The sequence below is a fragment of the Pseudomonas putida genome (assembly GCF_028682175.1).
Taxonomy (GTDB): domain Bacteria; phylum Pseudomonadota; class Gammaproteobacteria; order Pseudomonadales; family Pseudomonadaceae; genus Aquipseudomonas; species Aquipseudomonas putida_AD.
In genome coordinates this window covers 86,802-100,970 of record NZ_JANHKS010000019.1, presented here as the reverse complement: position 1 = coordinate 100,970, position 14,169 = coordinate 86,802, and the positions used below count along the sequence as shown (strand labels likewise).

The 14,169-nt window shown below is 62.4% G+C and carries 10 protein-coding genes; 6 read left to right on the top strand and 4 right to left on the bottom strand.

The window, feature by feature from the left end; all coding sequences use genetic code 11:
• The first annotated feature begins 562 nt into the window (after positions 1–562).
• Together dnaQ and NPS29_RS15360 are read left to right on the top strand one after the other, a co-directional pair.
• On the top strand, positions 563–1,321 hold the full coding sequence (gene dnaQ, locus NPS29_RS15365) for a DNA polymerase III subunit epsilon (RefSeq protein ID WP_425312513.1): 759 nt from the start codon (positions 563–565) through the stop codon (positions 1,319–1,321).
• Between the two features lie 17 nt (positions 1,322–1,338).
• A complete protein-coding gene (locus tag NPS29_RS15360; protein WP_274133585.1) occupies positions 1,339–1,914 on the top strand; it encodes a GNAT family N-acetyltransferase in 576 nt (191 codons plus the stop codon).
• A 117-nt stretch (positions 1,915–2,031) separates the two neighbouring features.
• Here NPS29_RS15360 and NPS29_RS15355 read toward each other — a convergent pair whose 3' ends face one another.
• Complete coding sequence (locus NPS29_RS15355) at positions 2,032–2,247, bottom strand: hypothetical protein (RefSeq protein WP_274133584.1); 216 nt, start codon at positions 2,245–2,247, stop codon at positions 2,032–2,034.
• 313 nt (positions 2,248–2,560) lie between these two features.
• On the opposite strand from NPS29_RS15355, the gene NPS29_RS15350 reads away from it, so the two are divergent.
• A complete protein-coding gene (locus tag NPS29_RS15350; protein ID WP_274133583.1) occupies positions 2,561–3,124 on the top strand; it encodes an NADPH-dependent FMN reductase in 564 nt (187 codons plus the stop codon).
• Positions 3,125–3,214: 90 nt separating this feature from the next.
• Here NPS29_RS15350 and phnX read toward each other — a convergent pair whose 3' ends face one another.
• Positions 3,215–4,042, bottom strand: coding sequence for a phosphonoacetaldehyde hydrolase (gene phnX, locus NPS29_RS15345; protein ID WP_274133582.1), 828 nt, complete (start codon positions 4,040–4,042; stop codon positions 3,215–3,217).
• A gap of 66 nt (positions 4,043–4,108) precedes the next feature.
• Positions 4,109–5,218, bottom strand: a complete 1,110-nt coding sequence (locus NPS29_RS15340; protein WP_274133581.1) for a 2-aminoethylphosphonate--pyruvate transaminase — start codon at positions 5,216–5,218, stop codon at positions 4,109–4,111.
• Positions 5,219–5,329: 111 nt separating this feature from the next.
• Here NPS29_RS15340 and NPS29_RS15335 point away from each other — a divergent pair, with 111 nt between their 5' ends.
• Entirely contained in the window at positions 5,330–6,187 is an 858-nt protein-coding gene (locus NPS29_RS15335; protein WP_274133580.1) for a LysR substrate-binding domain-containing protein, read from the top strand.
• Between the two features lie 97 nt (positions 6,188–6,284).
• Here NPS29_RS15335 and NPS29_RS15330 read toward each other — a convergent pair whose 3' ends face one another.
• Complete coding sequence (locus tag NPS29_RS15330; RefSeq protein ID WP_274133579.1) at positions 6,285–7,169, bottom strand: LysR substrate-binding domain-containing protein; 885 nt, start codon at positions 7,167–7,169, stop codon at positions 6,285–6,287.
• A 290-nt stretch (positions 7,170–7,459) separates the two neighbouring features.
• Between NPS29_RS15330 and NPS29_RS15325 the strand changes: the two genes are divergently transcribed.
• On the top strand, positions 7,460–8,779 hold the full coding sequence (locus tag NPS29_RS15325; RefSeq protein ID WP_274133578.1) for an MFS transporter: 1,320 nt from the start codon (positions 7,460–7,462) through the stop codon (positions 8,777–8,779).
• Between the two features lie 127 nt (positions 8,780–8,906).
• Complete coding sequence (locus NPS29_RS15320) at positions 8,907–14,162, top strand: dermonecrotic toxin domain-containing protein (protein WP_274133577.1); 5,256 nt, start codon at positions 8,907–8,909, stop codon at positions 14,160–14,162.
• Positions 14,163–14,169 lie beyond the last annotated feature (7 nt).

Below are 14,169 nucleotides of genomic sequence, written 5' to 3'. Positions count from 1 at the left end.
CGGCTTGCCGGCGGGGGCGATTTTGAGGGCGCCGACGCCGGCAAGCCGGACTGCTACGGGATGGTGGTGTGTTTTTGATCTTGATCTTGATCTTGATCTTCGTGCGCGATGGTGCAGGCGCCGCCGAACGCGACGTTAAGGCGCCAGGCCGAGCGCAGGTGTCGTGTAGGGGGATGAGCGGCATGGATGCCGCGAAAGCCGTGCGGGCCAGGGACGGCCCATCACGGCGTGCCCCCGGAACGGCGCCGGAGCGAGGGAAGTCCGAAGGACCCCAGCCTGTCGCAATGGCTTTGCTTACTTTCCCCGAAAGGAAAGTCAGTCGCCCGTAAGGGGCGAAACCCTAGGCCAAAACCACCACGAAAATGGATATACACCCAATCCCAGCGTCACCCCAAGACGCGGAGCGTCGCACAGCGCATTCCCACGCAGAGCGTGGGAACGATCAGCGTCGCACCCTCCGTTACACACGACCTCAGCGTCGCAAGAAAAAGCGAGGGAGCGCGAAGGGCGCACGCCCAAAACTCCCGTGTTAATATCCGCGCCTGAAGCTGAGGCGTAGGTTATGACTGCAGAAAACAACATCACAGAACGAAGAATCGTACTCGATACCGAAACCACCGGTATGCCCGTCACCGACGGCCACCGGGTGATCGAGATCGGTTGTGTGGAAGTGATCGGGCGCCGGTTGACCGGGCGGCACTTTCACGTCTACCTGCAACCGGACCGTTCCAGTGATGAAGGCGCGATTGGCGTCCACGGCATCACCGACCAGTTCCTGATCGGCAAGCCACGCTTTGCCGAAGTGGCCGATGAGTTCTACGAATTCATCAAGGGCGCCCAGCTCATCATCCACAACGCGGCGTTCGACGTCGGCTTCCTCAACAACGAATTCGCCCTGATCGGCCAGACCGACCGCGCGGACATCGCCACCTTCTGCACGGTGCTCGACACCCTGGCCATGGCCCGCGAGCGTCATCCGGGGCAGCGCAACAGCCTCGACGCGCTGTGCAAACGCTACGACGTCGACAACTCCAACCGCGAGCTGCACGGCGCCTTGCTCGACTCCGAGATTCTGGCGGACGTCTACCTGGCGATGACCGGCGGCCAGACGACCCTGTCCCTGGCCGGTAACAGCGACGGTGAAGGCGGGGCCGAGCGGCCGTCGGAAGTGCGCCGTATCGCCAACCGCACGCCGGGCCGGGTGATTGTCGCCAGCGAAGCGGAGCTGGCCGACCACGCTGCCCGCCTGGCAGTGATCGCCAAGTCGGCCGGTGCGCCGGCGTTGTGGACGCAGTTATTAGAGAGCGAGGCCCAGGCCTGACGTCAGGGGGCGGTCCTGTGAACGAACGAGCGTGCCGCGACGAGTTGGACCTGAGCATTCGGGTCGCCGACGAGTGCTTCGAGGATTACATCCTCAACAGCGAATTCACCTTCACGGTCACTGGCTACGCCCAGGTGCAGATCGGCGTACCGGTTGCGCAATGGCCCATCGACGCGGTCGAGCCTTATCTGAAGAACTACGGGATCGATTCTGAAGAGTTCTGTCATTACCGCGATGCGGCCGATGGCACGGTGCTGGTGGCCTGGCTGGACGAAGATCCGGTGGGGCACATCGTCATCAGCAAGCACTGGAATGGTTTCGCCCATATCGACGAGCTGGCGGTGGACACAGCCATGCGGCGCAGCGGTGTGGCGGGCAAGCTGCTGGACGTGGCGCGCTTCTGGGCGCGCAAGCACGAGTTGCCGGGGATCATGCTGGAAACCCAGAACAACAACCTGGCGGCATGCCGGCTGTATGAACGCTACGGGTTCGTGGTGGGCGGGGTGGATCACCTGCGCTATCGCGCGATCGACCCGAGCACTCGGGAATCCGCGATCTTCTGGTATCTGTTCTTTGAAGACACCGCCCCGTAGCAGCACGACCACCCCGTAGCAGCACGGCTTGCCGGCGGGAGCGGTGTGTCAGGCGACGCATGTGTCACAGGTCGGCCGCTCCCGCCGGCAAGCCGGACTGCTACAGGACTGCGGGGTTCAGCTGACGCGGGTCAGCTTGATCCCCGACTGAATCAGTTCGAACTCGTCACCGCCCAGATGATTCACACGGTCGCCGATGACCAGGCGATAGGTGATGACCTGCTTCATCTCGCCCGTCTCGTCTGGCTTTAAATCATGGAATTCCCGCACGGGATAGATGCGACCCTCTGCATCTCGTGCATGAAATTGTGCGACATGATCGTTTGAAGCCATTTGCTTTGTAACCTCTGGAAATAACTGCTCGTTTCGCCTGCATCGTACCACCGCAGGCCGTGAATCCGTGTCCGCTTGTAAGACCGTTCCCTGGGTTGCGAAGGGGCTTTCCCCGCTCAAGGCTTTCAGACCGCCGTTTTACGGGGTAGTTTTCGAATGAGGAAAAAATAGTCGCGACCAACGGTAGGCTCACGGAGCGAAGTTTTGCGTTGCAGATCGGCTGGTTCGATCAAAGAGAACGAAAAAACTGCGCTGACCAATTCGTCGCCTTGATCTATAACTGTCACTCCTCCATCAGAAGAAGGTCAGGTTCATGAGCCAGGTTCATACGATTGCAGTGATCGTCGGCAGCTTGAGAAAAGAGTCCCTCAACCGCAAGGTCGCCAAGGCGCTGGCGGAGCTGGCACCTTCGAGCCTTGCGCTGAAAATCGTCGAAATCGGCGATCTGCCCCTGTACAACGAAGACATCGACCTCGATTCGCCACCTGCGGCCTACACCGCGTTTCGTCAGGCCCTGCAAGGCGCTGACGGTTTCCTGTTCGTCACCCCGGAATACAACCGCTCGGTGCCGGGTGTGCTGAAAAACGCCATCGACGTGGGTTCGCGCCCGTATGGCAAGAGCTCCTGGGGCAAGGCCAAGCCTGCGGCGGTGGTCAGCGTTTCGCCCGGCGCCATCGGCGGCTTCGGGGCCAACCAGCACTTGCGTCAGTCGTTCGTGTTCCTGGATGTGCTGTGCATGCAGCAGCCGGAGGCGTATCTGGGCGGTGCCGGGAGTTTCTTCGATGAGCAAGGCAAGCTGAACGAGAAGACCCGCCCGTTCCTGCAGAGCATCATTGATGCGTTTGCCGGGCATGTTGAGCGGACCCTCAAGGCCTGACCACCAGTCACCCGTAGCAGCATGGCTTGCCGGCGGGGGCGATCATGAGGCCGCCCCCGCCGGCAAGCCGTGCTGCTACGGTTTATATAATCAGGCGCTTTGCGGCATCTCGCCCTTGGCCAGGCGCCGGTTGATATCGGCGATCACCTCGGGCAATTCGTTGATCGTGTCCACCAAGTAATGCGGACGTGAGCCTTCGAACAGGGCGTGGATGCGTTTGCGTTCGGCGTCCAGCTTCTCCGGCGCCAGGGCCTGATACTGCTCGTAGGTCAGGCCCAGCGCGTTACCCGAGCAGACCAGCGCCACCGTCCACATCCCGGCGCGACGCCCTTCGAGAATCCCCGGCACGGTGTCATCGACCTTGACGCACGCCGCCACATCATCGATTCCCAGGGCAATCACGTTGGCCAGCGCTTGAGCAGGCCACGGGCGGCCATTGGGCACCTCATCGGTGGCCACCACGTGATCGGCGACATAGCCGTTTTTCGCCGCCAGTTCGACCACCTTCTTCATCACCACCGCCGGGTAGCCCGAGCATGAGCCGATCTTCAGCCCTTGCTGGCGCAGGCCGGTGAGGGTATCCAGCGCACCCGGAATCAACGCCGAGTGGGTGGCGATCTTCTCGATCTGCAGCGGCATGAAGCGCTCGTAGATGGCGGTGACATCATCGTCAGTCGGCGTGCGGCCGAAGGCCTTGCAATAGCGCTCGGCGATCTGCGGCTGGTCGCACAGCGTGCGGATGTGGTCCCACTTGCCCATGCCCATCGGGCCGCGGGCTTCTTCGATGGACACCTGCACGTCGAACTCGCCAAAGGCTTCGACGAAGATCTGCGTCGGGGCGAAGGAGCCGAAATCGACGACGGTGCCAGCCCAGTCGAGAATCGCAGCTTGCAGTTGGGTCGGGTTGCTGTAGTTCATGGGTCAATCCTCAAATTCGTAGCGAAGTCAGGGTGTCAGATCAGGGTTTCAAACAGGTGGCGAGGTTCAGATGTCCAGCACTTCCATTTCCCGCAGCACTTCGCCGATGGCGTCCACGGCGGCCTGCATGCCCTTGGCGTCCACGTGGCCGATGCAGCCGACGCGGAAGGTTTCGACCTGGGTCAGCTTGCCGGGATAAAGGATGAAACCCTTGGCCTTGACCCGCTCGTAGAAGTCCTTGAACTGGTAGCGCGCATCGCGCGGGGCGTGGAAGGTAACGATGATCGGCGCCTGGATCGCGGCAGGCAGGAAGCTGCGCAGGCCCAGTTCGGCCATGCCATCGAGCAGCGCCTTGCAGTTGTCGACATAACGGGCGTTGCGCGCAGGGAGGCCGCCTTCTTCCTTGTATTGCAGCAGCGCCTCGTGCAGCGCGGCGACCACGTGAGTCGGCGGGGTGAAACGCCACTGGCCGGTCTTGGCCATGTAGGTGTACTGGTCGTGCAGGTCCATGGCCAGCGAGTGCGAGTTGCCGGCAGCGGCGTCCAGCGCCTCTTTGCGGGCGAAGACGAAGCCCATGCCCGGCACGCCTTCCAGGCATTTGCCGGACGCTGCGATCAGGGCGTCGAACGGGACTTTCGCCGCGTCCACCGGCAGCGCGCCGAAGGAACTCATGGCATCGATGATCAGGCGCTTGCCGGCCCGGGCGATGACCTCGGCGATTTCCGGCAGCGGGTTGAGGATGCCGGTGCTGGTCTCGCAATGAATCAGCGCGACGTGGGTGATGCGCGGATCGGTCTGCAGCATCGTTTCGACGTCGGCAGCGGTGGTCGGCTGGTCTTCGGCAGTTTCAAACGTGCAGAAGTCGCGGCCCAGCACCTCGCAGATTTTCGCCAGGCGTTTGCCGTAGGCGCCGTTGATCAGCACCAGCACTTTGCCGTCGCGGGGCACCAGGGTGCCGATGGCCGCTTCCACGGCGAAGGTGCCGCTGCCTTGCAGGGGGACGCAACGGTGGGTTTCGTGGCCGTTGATGATGTCCAGCAACTGCCAGCACAGGCTGGCGGTCAGCTTGTTGAAGCGGTCGTCCCATGAGCCCCAGTCGACCATCATCGCCTGACGGGTGCGGGCAGAAGTGGTCAGCGGGCCGGGAGTCAGCAGGATCGGTTGCGCAATGCTCATGGGCGTGTCCTCGAAGCGTCAGGGGATCGGAAGCGACGGGCATACGTTGACCGCAGGCGAACTATCAATCAAATTGCTTGTTGTTATCCGAACTATAAGTCAGGCCGATTCATGAACCTCTTCCAATTGCGTGCCTTCGACGCCGTCGCCCGGGAAGGCAGCTTCACCCGCGCCGCAGCACGCCTGTTCATCAGCCAGCCAGCGGTCACCGGGCATGTGAAGGCCCTGGAGGACCACTACCAGATCACCCTGCTGCGACGAACGGCGCGGCGGGTCGAGCTGACCGACGAGGGCATCAAGCTGGCAGCGATCACCCGGGCGATGTTCGGCATGGCTGAAGAGGCCCAGGCAATGCTCGAAGCCAACCGGCAACTGCTTACCGGGCGGCTGGAAGTCGCGGCGGACGGGCCGCACATGGTGATGCCCATGCTGGCCCGGCTGCGCGCGAAGTTTCCGGGGATCACGGTCAATCTGCGTCTGGGTAACGCTCAGGAAACCCTGGCAGCGCTGGTGTCGGAACATGCGGATGTCGCGGTGCTCACCGAGGTGGAGTCGCGCAAGGGCATGCATCTGCAGAGCCTGGCGCAGTCGCGAATCTGCGCCTTGCTGCCTGCGCGGCATGAGTGGGCTGGCGAGGGCGAGATTGCGCTTGAGCGGCTGGATCAGCAGATCATGGTGCTGCGCGAACCGAGTTCGATCACCCGCCGCACCTTCGATGAGGCCTGCTCGCTGGCCGTGGTCGGGCCGCGGGTGCTGCTGGAGCTGGACAGTCGCGAGGCGGTGACCGAAGCGGTGGCGGCGGATCTGGGCATCGGTATCGTGTCATCGGTGGAGGTCAGCCACGATCCCAGGGTGGTGGCCGTGCCGCTTGCGGGGGAGGGACTGCTCAATCAGCATTTCATCGGCTGCCTGGAGCGGCGTCGGGAGTTGCGCTTGATCAAGGCGTTTTTCGATTTGGCGGTCATTTGAACAGCCCCGGTCCTGTAGGAGGGAGCTTGCTCGCGATGGCGTAGTGTCAGTCAGCGAGTCCGGGGCAGACGGATCGCAGTCGCGGGCAAGCGCGCTCCTACAGGGATGAGGATGCCAATCCTTCATTCACCATCTCCAGAAAAGTCGCCACCACCCGCCGCGAGCTCTGCTCGGGCAAACACACCAGCGTTTCGGTCATGCGCCGGGTGCAGTCCAGAATCGGCAGGGCGATCACCCGTGAATCGGCGCCGAACTCGGCGGCCGACACCACCCCCACGCCGATCCCCACCACCACTGCCTCGCGGGCCGCTTCACGCCCCTCGACCTGAATCGCCGGGCGGATCTTCAGGCCCAGGCGGCTCATTTCTTCTTCGACGATCTGCCGCGTGACCGAACCCGGCTCACGCAGCACCAACGGCGTGTCGTGCAAGTCCGCCAGGGTGATGGAGGCGCGGCTCGCCCACGGATGACTCAGCGCAACGAACGCCACGAACGGGTCGCTGCGTAGCGGAATCGACAGCAGCCGGTCATCGCTGACATCCCGCCCGAGCAAGGCCAGGTCGGCCTGATAGTTGAACAGCCGGTGCAGCGATTCATCGGTGTTGCCGGTTTCGATTTTTACCGTGATGCCGGGGTAACGCTCGCAGAAGCGGGCGATCTGCGGCAGCACATGCACGGGCGCATCCACCGCCAGGGTCAGGCTGCCGGTTTGCAGGGCCTGGGAATCCTGTAGCAGTTCCTGCGCTTCCATTTCCACGGCGAACAAGCGTTGAGTGATGCCCAGAAGACGTTCGCCCAGGTCGGTGAGCTTCACCGAGCGCTTGTTGCGATGAAACAGCATCACCCCGTAACGCTCTTCGAGTTTGCGCACCTGATCGGAAATCGCCGGCTGGGTCAGGAACAGCTTTTGCGCGGCAACGGTGAAGCTGCCGTGCTGGGCGACGGCGTGGAAGGCTTTCAACTGCGCGTGGGACACCGACATGCAATCACCTGTTACAAGCTGAACTTATATTTGAAATACGATAAATCGATTTCACTTATTAGTCTGCACTTGCTTTGATCCCCTCCAGCCCGAACGACGGTCGTGACACGACTGGCCGGTCGAGGCCATGAGCGACCACCGGGTGCTGTGTGCACGCGGCACACCGTTGGCGACTCATCTGACCATTCGCAACCCATCAAAGGGCGGCGAATGCCGTGCTTACACCAATAAGAACACAGGCGTTATTCCTTAGATTTCTGCCGGCACACTCAACCCCGAGGTCAGATCCAATGAACCATACCGTCGCAACGATAAAGCGCTGGCGCGTGCAGATCTTCGCCATCACCTGGCTTGCCTACGCTGCTTTCTATTTCACCCGCAAAGCCTTTTCGGTGGCCAAGCTGGGCATCGCCGAGGACCCGACGTTTCACCTAGACAAGATGGCCATGGCGAACATGGACGCCATCTACCTGGCTGCCTATGCCGTGGGCCAGTTCACCTGGGGCATGCTCGCCGACCGCTTCGGCCCGCGGGTGGTGGTGCTCGGCGGCTTGCTGATTTCCGCCGCAGCCGCGGTGGTCATGGGTAGCTTCGCCACGCTGCCGATCTTTGCCACCTGCATGCTGATCCAGGGCCTGGCGCAGTCCACCGGCTGGTCAGGGCTGTGCAAGAACATCGGCGCGTTTTTCCCGGCCATCCAGCGCGGGCGGGTGCTGGGGCTGTGGAGTTCCTGCTACGCCTTTGGCGGCCTGGTGGCCTCGCCGTTTGCCGGCTGGTGGGCCTATGACCTGATCGGCACCTGGCACGCGGCGTTCTTTTCCAGCGCAGCGGTGGTGGCTTTTGTGGCGTTGCTGTTTTTCATCTTTCAGCGCAACACGCCCCAGGATGTCGGCCTGCCAGCCGTGGAGCCCGAACCCGAGTTGAGTGCGGCGCAACTCGATGCGCAGAAGGGCATGAGCGTCTGGACGCCGCTCAAGGAGATCCTGCGCAATTGCACGGTGCTGACGTTGGGCCTTGCGTACTTCCTGCTCAAGCCGGCGCGTTACGCGATTCTGCTGTGGGGCCCGGTGATCGTCTTCGAGCAGATGCCCAATGTCGGCAAGGTCGGCGCCGCCATCGTGCCGACTGCATTCGAACTGGCCGGGCTGCTGGGACCGATCATGATTGGCCTTGCCTCGGACAAACTGTTCGGCGCCCGGCGTATGCCGGCCTGTGTCTTGAGCCTGGTGGCGCTGACCGTTGCGCTGGGCCTGTTCATGGGTGCGATGCACACCGGCAGCGTGTTGTTGGTGGTGGCGCTGTTGTTCGTCATGGGCCTGACGCTGTACGGGCCGGATTCGATGATCAGCAGCACTGCGGCCATCGATTTCGGCACCGCCAGAGCCGCCGCGACCGCCTCGGGTTTCGTCAACGGTTGCGGCTCGGTGGGGGCGATTCTCGGTGGCTTGCTGCCAGGTTATTTCGACACCGTGACGGTTTTCATCGTCTTCGCTGCCTGCGCGCTGGTCTCGGCACTGGTGCTGATCCCGCACTGGAACAGCCGCCCGGCCATGGTTGAACTGCCTGAAGCACAGGACCCCGCGCAGGAGTTGAAGGCACTGCGTACCTGATCCATTGAATCGCAAATGTCGACGCGCATGTACAGCACTATGTAACGCAGACGGTACGACGTTTCTCCATACGCTCCTGTCATGAATGCCCGCCCGCTCTGGGCGGGCACAACGACCAGGAGCAGACATGCCCGACATTACACCCGAGTTTTTCCAGCGTGAGGCGCTCAAGCGTCGCTATATCGATGAACTGGCCGCCGCGCGGCAGAAGAAACTGTTCAGCCCCACCGAACACACCTGGCTGCTGGGGCCGGCACGGCCTGCGGTCGAGAACGATCCAGACCCTGTGCGCGTCGACCGGCTGATGCGTGGCGACGGCTCGGCCAACCCGTTCGAGCTGTCGGCGGCACTGTTGTTGAGTCACACCGATACCGCCAGGCCTCAGGTCTATCTGTTCAGCCTGAGCAGGGGAGTAGAGGCTTACGCCGATCGTCATGCCTTGCTGGCCATGTTGCGCGACCGGTTCGCCAAAGATGACCCCAACGCCCTCTTCGAAGTCGAGCGGCTCGAGGGTGACCCGTTCAAGGCCCAGGCACTGACGTGTATCGATCATCAGGTCGAACAGATGGGGCGTATGAGCACTGAACTGTGCAAGATGCCGAGCCTTTACGATGCCTCGACGGCTTCATTGAAGCGGCAATTGGAGGTGGCTTTCCCCAAGCTTGCGATCGACCCGCAGACGCACCTGCTGCGCATCGTCATCGACAAGGGCACCAACGCCGGCAAGATCATCATGACTCAGACCCTGGCCGAGGCGGTGTTTGACCAGTATCGCGGTGCCACTGTGGTCAAGGGCTGCAGACGGCAGTTTCTCGACCTGCAAGGGGCAATCGTCGGCACCGCCGATGCCTTGCTGTACACCCAGGCAATGGCTGATGCGGTTACAGGGGTCAACGAACACTACGCCAAGCTGCTCGACAACTACTGGTTGGCACCGGTGAGCGGCGAGCACGCCCACACGCGCAAGGACATGGCCAATGACTGCTTCAGCGCGAGCCTGCTCCGTCATCTGGACGTGCGCGCTCGCGATGCCAACCTGACACCGGCTACGTTGAGGGCACTGAGATCGGTGTTGCGCTGGGCAATGGACAATACCACCGAGCAGGCCGCCACCCCGTGCTGGAAGTTGACGCTGCAGGCCGGAGACGGCGCGCCGTTGCCTCTGGCGAGCACCTTTGTGGTTCAGCCACGCATGGACGGCGATCAATCGTTGATATGGTTCGCGCCGGATCAGCAATTGACGGTATTTGCCGATTGGGCAGCGCTGACTGCTCACCTTACCTCGGCGCAGGGGTTGGAGCAGCTTCGTCCTGCCCTCGCGCTGGATGACCTGCGAGCCCTGCCGACAGAGGCAGTGATGCGGGTCGAGCAGCACGAGATCCTGACGCCCCTGATCGCCGAGCGGGTGGCTTCGATCATCGCAATGCAGGCGCGCAACCTCGAGTACGCGACGCAGTTGTCCACCACGGGTGATGCCTGGGTAGCGATGATCGATGATGCATTGGACGTCCGTCAGTTGCTTGATCCCGGACAGCAGGTCCTTGGAGCACGACGCTGGCATTCAGAAGCCCGTGACTTCCTGCGTACCTGGCACACGCCTGCGCCTACGCCTGACCCGGTCCCACCACCTGGGCCGCTGCCACAGATCGACGAAGACGCTGAGCAGGCGGTGGATCCGCAGTCCGGGCTCGACGAGTTCCAGATGCCCACCTGGGTCGAGCAGACACACCTGCTCGAAAGCCTGTCGATCTCCCTGCGCCAGACCAGTAACGTGCTGCTGGATTACGCCTCCCAGGTCTTGCAGCCCTACCTCTGCGTGCTGTTCGGGCCGCAGGCGCGGGCCGAGGACCTGTACGTGACCTGGAGCAGCAAGGCCGCCGAGGGCGACTCGACGCAGTTGGTCGCCTTCGATGTGAGGACCTTGCTGCTGGATCGGGTGAGTGGCCATCGGAGCTCGCCATTGCCTGTCGATGCGCAGATCGTGCAGGGACGCGGGACCACGTTCCATAGTCCGCCCGGCGAGGTCATCGACCACATGCTGGGCAAGGTAGCGACAGGTTTCGCCTCGGCGTATATCCAGGCGTTCCAACAGTCCAGAACCGGGTTGCTGCGCCATGAAGACCAGGCGATTCAGCCTGCGCGAACGGCGCTCAGCCTGCGCCAGGACTGCATGCGCCTGGACCTTGCACTGAGCAAGCGTCAGGGCTGGACAGACCCGCTGGCGTTCGACATGGTCACTCAGGTTCTGGATTATCCGGCCCTTTCGTTGCGCCCCCGCACGGCAATGATGGTGCAGGCGTTCACCCTGTCGCTGGCCTTCGCCAAGTCAAACGCCATGCTGACCGACACCCTGGTGGTGATGCGGCCGGACGATCCCGACAGCGCCGTGATGTTCTGGAGTGGCGCGGGCGGCTGGCAGCAATTCACCTCGATCCAACGCTTGAAAGATGCGCTGCTGCGCAAGTTGCGCAGCGAGGATCGCGACGGATGGTTACAGCGCCTTGGCGACGGTGACAGCGCCGACCTGCGTCAGCACCTGAACGCCTCCGCCACCAACGGGGCGCAGGTGCACCTGCATATGGTAACCCAGGACATCGCCCAGGCACTGACGCAGCATGCATTGGCTCGCCAGCAACAGGATCTGGGACAGCTCTGCCAGCGTGTCGAGCGCTGCGCACTTGAGGCGCAACTGTTTGCCCGTCTGGCCGGGGCGGCCGAAGTCGATGGGCAATTGATCGAAACCCTCGACGGATTGTGGACGCGAGTCAGCACCACCTTGTTCGAAGAGATGCTGCCCGAGTGGTTGACGAAGGTGCCGCTGGAAGACCTGAAGGTGTTCCGCGACATGGTCCGCCGCTATTATGCGGCCACCGACGGCGGCAAGAAATTTCTGGTGGATCTTCCGACGGTGCACGATTACGCCGCGAACCAGTTGAAGGCTCAACTTGCGCTGGATTTCCCCGGCCACACCATCGACCCGGACTCGGTGATCGTGACTGCTCGCCATTATGTGAACGCATTGCCTCCGACAGGACAAATGCCTTCTCTGGTCCCTGCCGCGACCCTCAAGAAAAGCGAAACGCTGACCCGCTATGCGATCAATCGCTTCAAGCACGAACAGGATGCAGCGCTGAGTGTCGAGTCTGCCGATCCCGAGGTGGTGCGCCTGCTGACGCCTGACCATCTGCGCAACCTGGTCAGGACCCTGGATGTCGGCAGCGGATATCTGGCCCTGTTGCGCAAGTCGCTTGGCCCCGCTGACCCCGGCTACGACGAGCGCAAGCGAATGTTCACCGAGCAATTGCCCGCGATGCTGCTCTCGCTGGCACTCGAGGAAAAGTTCAGGGAGCAGCTTAGCGCAAAGGCCTATCAGTACATTTTCCAGGTATTCGAGATGCCCGACGGCATCGCCCGCGAACCGATCGACAAGGTCGATGTGATTGTCAGTCCGCTGCGGCTGGTGGCCGATCCGGACATCCCGCCCGACACTGTGCGCGGTGTATACCTTATTTCGGCGGCGGGGGCAGAGCAGGGGCCGGTGGTGCTGTTCGCCTTGCTTCATCCGCTGACTACGTTTCGTGAATTCAGCGATCAGGCTGCCCTTCTTGCTGCCATCCGCACTGACAAAGCCCTGCAACAGATTCTGCTGGACCGGGTGGCTTCAGAAGTGAAACCGCGCTACGACCATGGCGGTTTCGTCGAGCCGCACCTGCCGTTCACCACTGAAACGAACGACGTGCCGTTCACCACCCCAGGGCCGGTTACCCTTGCGATGGAGCCCGTCAAAGGCAACGCCCTGCAGTTGATGTTCGAAGACACTGTAAAACTGCTCGATTCCAACAGCGTGGCTGCTGTCGTGACCAATGCACAGGAAGACCAGGCGGGTCGGGAGTTTCTGGGATTGCTGGGGCTTGAGCAGTTGCTCATGCTGCTGCCCGGCAGGCTGGCCACACTAGTCGCACTGTGGCAGAGCACCGGCCTGTTTCAAGCCTCTGCCGCTTCGGTATCCGGGCGACGCTGGGGCGAGGCGCTTTCGGAGTTCTGCGCAGCCCTGGGGATCATGGTTTCGGCCCGTGAGCAGAAGATCAAAGAGGATATCCTGCATGATCGACATGGCAACCGTCTGGAGTCGGTCGGTGAGGAGAGCGAAGGCAAACCTGAAGCGGGCTGGAGTCATGAAGCGCTGACGGTTGAGCAGCTTCGCCGGCTCGATTCGCTGCAAGCGAAAAACGTGGCGCTCAAGGACATGGATCACGATGCCCTGTTGAACCTGTACAAGAGCAGGAACGGCGAGGTGCCCTATGCCGTCGTGAACGGTCGGGTCTATCAGGTGGCTCGGGTTGCCGAGGATGGGCACTGGCGGATTGTGGGGGCCGACGGTTCTCCCGGACCCAGTCTCAAGTCCGATAGCCATCAGCGTTGGCAACTCGATTTGCAACTGCGCCTGCGTGGCGGTGGCGGGTTCGCCAGCCGGTTCCGTGAGTCACGGATCATCAGCAGTGTCGAGAGCACGATCATCATCGAAGCCAGCGGTATGCCTGAAATCAGGATGCTGTTCCGCGATCGCGCCAGGCGCATCGGTCAGGCGCATCTGCATGCCAAGCGCGTGCTGGAAAACTGTCTGGATAACCTGCGAACACCTCGAGCCGGGGAGCGGCACAATGACGAGGTCTTGCGGATCATCAGGGAGTTTTTCGGAGTCAGCGAAGCGCTGCCCAGCCTGCTCACCAAGACCCGAAACGCTATCAGCACCCTGTTCGATGCGGTGATGGATCCTACGCTTTCGCCCTTCTCGTCGTCGCGGTACGTGGTGGGCACCGCGCGACCTGGATTCGAGCAGGTGACGGCATTCGTGATCAAGACCGATCCGCAGCGGCGTGTGTTCCTCACTGAAAAGTTCTTCCACCCCCCGCTGTCTGCGCTCAATGCCGAGGCGGCCGCCCAAGGCTTCAATGAAGGCGTGCACCATAGGGCGGCGAACCTGATCCATGAGTTGAGCCATCTGGTGCTCGATACCGAGGACATCGCTTACCTGGATTCGATGCTGCCCTACCCGGATCTGCTGGCCCAGGACACCCCGACCCAAATCAGCTTTTATCGAAGGGTGCAGCATCTGCGTGAGCGGCGCCTGTCTTCCAGCACGGACAGGGACAGCCTGTTCATGATTTCCACAGGCGGTGTCAGGCGCGCCCTGGAGCCTGCCGATGGGGCAGCGTACAAAGGGGTGCTCAAGTTCAGTGGTGCTGCGGACCTGGCTGAGGCCCGCCGGTTGTTCCTCGCCGACGAGGATGTGCGGGTACGGGTAATGATGGGCAACGCCGACTCGGTGACATTGCTGGTGCTGCTGTTGGGGCGTAACAGACTGGTGCCGCCAAGCCCCTGACAGCGTC

Coding starts and splice junctions, on each gene's coding strand:
- NPS29_RS15355 (WP_274133584.1), bottom strand. CDS start 2,247: ATGGCTTCAAACGATCATGTCGCACAATTTCATGCACGAGATGCAGAG.
- NPS29_RS15330 (WP_274133579.1), bottom strand. CDS start 7,169: ATGTCGGTGTCCCACGCGCAGTTGAAAGCCTTCCACGCCGTCGCCCAG.
- phnX (WP_274133582.1), bottom strand. CDS start 4,042: ATGAACTACAGCAACCCGACCCAACTGCAAGCTGCGATTCTCGACTGG.
- NPS29_RS15340 (WP_274133581.1), bottom strand. CDS start 5,218: ATGAGCATTGCGCAACCGATCCTGCTGACTCCCGGCCCGCTGACCACT.
- NPS29_RS15350 (WP_274133583.1), top strand. CDS start 2,561: ATGAGCCAGGTTCATACGATTGCAGTGATCGTCGGCAGCTTGAGAAAA.
- NPS29_RS15335 (WP_274133580.1), top strand. CDS start 5,330: ATGAACCTCTTCCAATTGCGTGCCTTCGACGCCGTCGCCCGGGAAGGC.
- NPS29_RS15325 (WP_274133578.1), top strand. CDS start 7,460: ATGAACCATACCGTCGCAACGATAAAGCGCTGGCGCGTGCAGATCTTC.
- NPS29_RS15320 (WP_274133577.1), top strand. CDS start 8,907: ATGCCCGACATTACACCCGAGTTTTTCCAGCGTGAGGCGCTCAAGCGT.
- dnaQ (WP_425312513.1), top strand. CDS start 563: ATGACTGCAGAAAACAACATCACAGAACGAAGAATCGTACTCGATACC.